Origin of the sequence: Lonsdalea britannica (assembly GCF_946477055.1) — a bacterium.
In the GTDB taxonomy this organism is placed as follows: Bacteria; Pseudomonadota; Gammaproteobacteria; order Enterobacterales; family Enterobacteriaceae; genus Lonsdalea; species Lonsdalea britannica_A.
Window position 1 is genome coordinate 1 of the sequence record NZ_CAMKXG010000299.1, and the last position, 3688, is coordinate 3688.

Genomic DNA, 3688 nt, shown 5'->3' on the forward strand with positions numbered 1-3688 from the left:
TAAAGAGCCTAGCTAAAGGGATACTGCGTATGCACTTGATAACCTTTTGCATACCATGCCAAATCGAGTCATCGCCAACGTAAAGAGTCCGTACTAAAAGACAAAACCTGCTCACAACAGCGGGAAAGTGATGTTATTATTGCCCGATTCGGCCATATTTAACGTTCACTATGACCAGCCCGGTCACACCATGATAAGAGAAGAATCGCACTGTGATGTTGTCAAAACTAAAGCGAACTAAATACCAACAACACCTTGCACAACTGCCCAAAATTCCTCAGTCAGCCGACGCCGTGCAAACCCTCCATCTCCCGGAGGAGTTCCGTCGCACGCTTGTGGAACGGATTCTCCAGGCAGAACAACGCATCTACATCGTATCTTTGTATCTGGAGCACGATGATGGCGGTGAGACGATTTTATCCGCCCTTTACCAAGCGAAACGCCTGCGTCCTGAGCTGGATATTCGTGTATTGGTGGACTGGCATCGTGCGCAGCGCGGTCGTATCGGCGCAGCGGCAGCGAATACCAATGCAGATTGGTATCAGGCGATGAAGGAGCAAAGTGGCGGAGTCGAGTTTCCTGTTTACGGGGTTCCGGTTAATACACGCGAAGCCCTGGGCGTACTTCATCTGAAAGGTTTCATTATTGATGATAGCGTTCTGTACAGTGGGGCCAGTCTCAATGATGTCTACTTGCAGCAGCATGAAAAATATCGCTACGACCGATATCAGATGATCGATAATAAGCCGCTGGCGGATACGATGGCAGGTTACGTACAAAGGCTACTGGCGTCATCTGCGATACAGCGACTGGATAAGAAAGATAGACCGAAAACCGCTGAAATCAAAAATTCGATCCGTCGATTCCGCCAGATGCTACGCACCCTTCATTATCGCTTACCGAATCTCCCAAACAACAATACTCAGCTGGCCATTACACCGTTGGTGGGATTGGGTAAACAGAGCCCATTAAATAAAACCATTCATCATTTGATGTGTTGTACCGAACAACATCTGGTGATGTGTACTCCTTATTTTAATTTACCGGCGCCGTTAGTCAGAAACGTCATCAACCTACTTCGTAGCGGTAAAAAAATCGAAATTATCATTGGTGACAAAACAGCTAATGATTTTTATATTCCTGAAAGTGAGCCTTTTAAAATTATAGGTGCGCTGCCTTATCTGTATGAAATTAACCTCCGCCGTTTCCTCAGTCGATTACAAAAGTATATCGATAATGGTCAGTTGGTGGTGCGTCTATGGAAGGACGGCGATAACAGTTTCCACTTAAAAGGGCTGTGGGTAGACAATAAATGGCAGATGCTGACCGGTAACAATCTTAATCCGCGCGCCTGGCGACTTGATCTTGAGAATGCCATTTTGATCCACGATCCTCAAAAACAGTTGTTAGAACAGAGAATTAAAGAACTCGCCTGCATCCGCGAGAATACGCATATATTGAGCAGCTATCAGCAGCTGGAAAGCATTGCGCAATACCCGGTTAAAGTGCGCAAACTTATTCGCCGTGTACGACGCGTGAGAATCGATAAGCTTATTAGCCGTATTTTGTGATGTCACTATGAAAGCATCAATGACGGCCGGTTAACGGTCGTTATTATTTTTTCTCATCCTCTAATTTAATATTTTCCTTTCCCCTTTTGCCAAGACTGATTCGCTGAGTAATATATTAACCAGCATAACTCAGCCAATCTTTCTCGGCATCAACGGTTGATTTTCGCTGCCGTCATAAAAATATTCACAGTATCATTTCGCGGCTAATAACCATTCAACCATGAAGAATTCAAATGTAGCCTGGAAAAAAATAGGGATATCCGTCAGATAAAAATGGTGAGGTATTCTCTTTAAGAGTAGAGATCCGTAGATTCCCGCGCCGAAGTGACGCGGGAAATGATGACCTAGCGGTGACGTTGATCGGCCTTGTGACTCCTTTGACTCATGCTGAGTTAAAGAGTCTTACCTTGTCCTTTGCGGTGTAATCCCAAAGAAACCAGGAATGAGATCGCGCCCATAGCCGATACGTACCAGAAAAAGGCATTCTCTGACCCCAGCGACTTCAGTGAAAGCGCAACGTATTCAGCTGAGCCGCCAAACAAAGCGTTCGCTACCGCATACGACAGGCCAACGCCCATCGCTCTAACTTCGGGAGGAAACATTTCCGCCTTCAAAATCCCGCTGATTGCCGTGTAAAAACTCACGATAATCAAAGACAGCAGGACCAGCATAAAGGCGATCACCGGGTTGGTAACGCTCTGAAGAAGCGTCAGAATTGGCACCGTTAACAACGCCATTAATCCGCCGAAACACAGCATCGAATTGCGGCGTCCAATTTTGTCGGATAAATGTCCGAACAGCGGCTGCAACAGCATGAAAACGAACAGGGCCAACGTCATCAGACCACTCGCCACTTCAGGCGCCATACCCGAGGTGTTGACGAGATATTTTTGCATGTAAGTGGTGTAGGTATAGAAACCGAGCGATCCGCCTGCGGTGAAGCCCAAGACCATCAAGAATGCTTTGCGGTTATTCCATAACCCACGCAACGAGCCCGCGTCTTTATGCGAGCGAGAAGCTTTATCAGAGGTTTCATTAAGCGAACGACGCAAGAATAAGGCAACGACAGCCAGAATAGCACCAATGAAAAAAGGAATACGCCATCCCCAGGAATACAAACTTTCTGAAGGCATGGTGTGTTGCAATATCACCACAACCAACAGGGCCAACAGCTGACCGCCGATCAGCGTGACATATTGGAAAGAGGCGAAAAAGCCCTTCCTTCCCTCAATCGCAACTTCGCTCATGTAGGTAGCGCTGGTGCCATATTCCCCACCAACGGACAGCCCCTGAAAGAGACGAGCACACAGTAGCAGTAAAGGTGCCCAGGTACCGATGGTGTCGTAACCGGGTAGACAGGCGATAATCAACGACCCCAGACACATCATACATACGGAGATAAGCATCGACGCTTTACGTCCATACTTGTCAGCAATGTATCCAAACAACCATCCCCCAATCGGACGCATTAAGAAACCAGCAGCGAACACCCCCGCGGTATGTAGAAGCTGCGTAGTCGGATTTTCTGAGGGGAAAAAGATGTGAGCAAAATATAAAGAACAAAATGAATATACGTAGAAATCAAACCACTCTACCAAGTTCCCTGATGATGCTCCCACAATTGCCTTGATCCTCTGTCGAGAGTCATTTTCACCGGGCGTTAATGTTTTTAAATTTATATTTCCCGTCATACGGTTTTTTCTCTCCTGTTCGTAGGACACAACTATCCAACGTATCTACAGTAAAACAGGATCACGTTTGCAGGCAAAGAATAATGTATACACTTAATGATTTATCGTTAATTACGGTGGTCGAATAAGTTAAAATTATGGGTGATTCGAGGTATTCAAAAAGAAGCCTCTGGCGATGAGTCATCACAACGAGCGTTTTAAGAGCTGGGAATAAGTAAAGATACCTGACTCGTAGCCATCACAGAGATCTGGGTCACAGCCTAGCCTGTGGGGCTGTGGGGCTGTGGGGACAGGAGCAGGTCTGTCGGTGGTGTTTCCTTTCTCCGCTCCAACGCAAAAACCCCCAGCTTTCGCTGAGGGTTTCTACTTGTTTGATGCCTGGCAGTTCCCTACTCTCACATGGGGAGACCCCACACTACCATCGGC

The 3688-nt window shown here is 46.8% G+C and carries 2 protein-coding genes; one reads left to right on the forward strand and one right to left on the reverse strand.

Annotated features, from left to right (window positions below; all coding sequences use genetic code 11):
- Positions 1-215 precede the first annotated feature (215 nt).
- On the forward strand, positions 216-1571 hold the full coding sequence (gene pssA, locus Q7O77_RS15545; RefSeq protein WP_369696230.1) for a CDP-diacylglycerol--serine O-phosphatidyltransferase: 1356 nt from the start codon (positions 216-218) through the stop codon (positions 1569-1571).
- A 392-nt stretch (positions 1572-1963) separates the two neighbouring features.
- Here the strand turns inward: pssA and Q7O77_RS15550 are convergent, their stop codons facing one another.
- The gene (locus Q7O77_RS15550; RefSeq protein ID WP_304169418.1) at positions 1964-3262 is read right to left on the reverse strand and encodes an MFS family transporter; all 1299 of its coding nucleotides are present in this window, start codon (positions 3260-3262) and stop codon (positions 1964-1966) included.
- Between the last annotated feature and the right edge of the window lie 426 nt (positions 3263-3688).

Coding starts and splice junctions, on each gene's coding strand:
- pssA (WP_369696230.1), top strand. CDS start 216: ATGTTGTCAAAACTAAAGCGAACTAAATACCAACAACACCTTGCACAA.
- Q7O77_RS15550 (WP_304169418.1), bottom strand. CDS start 3,262: ATGACGGGAAATATAAATTTAAAAACATTAACGCCCGGTGAAAATGAC.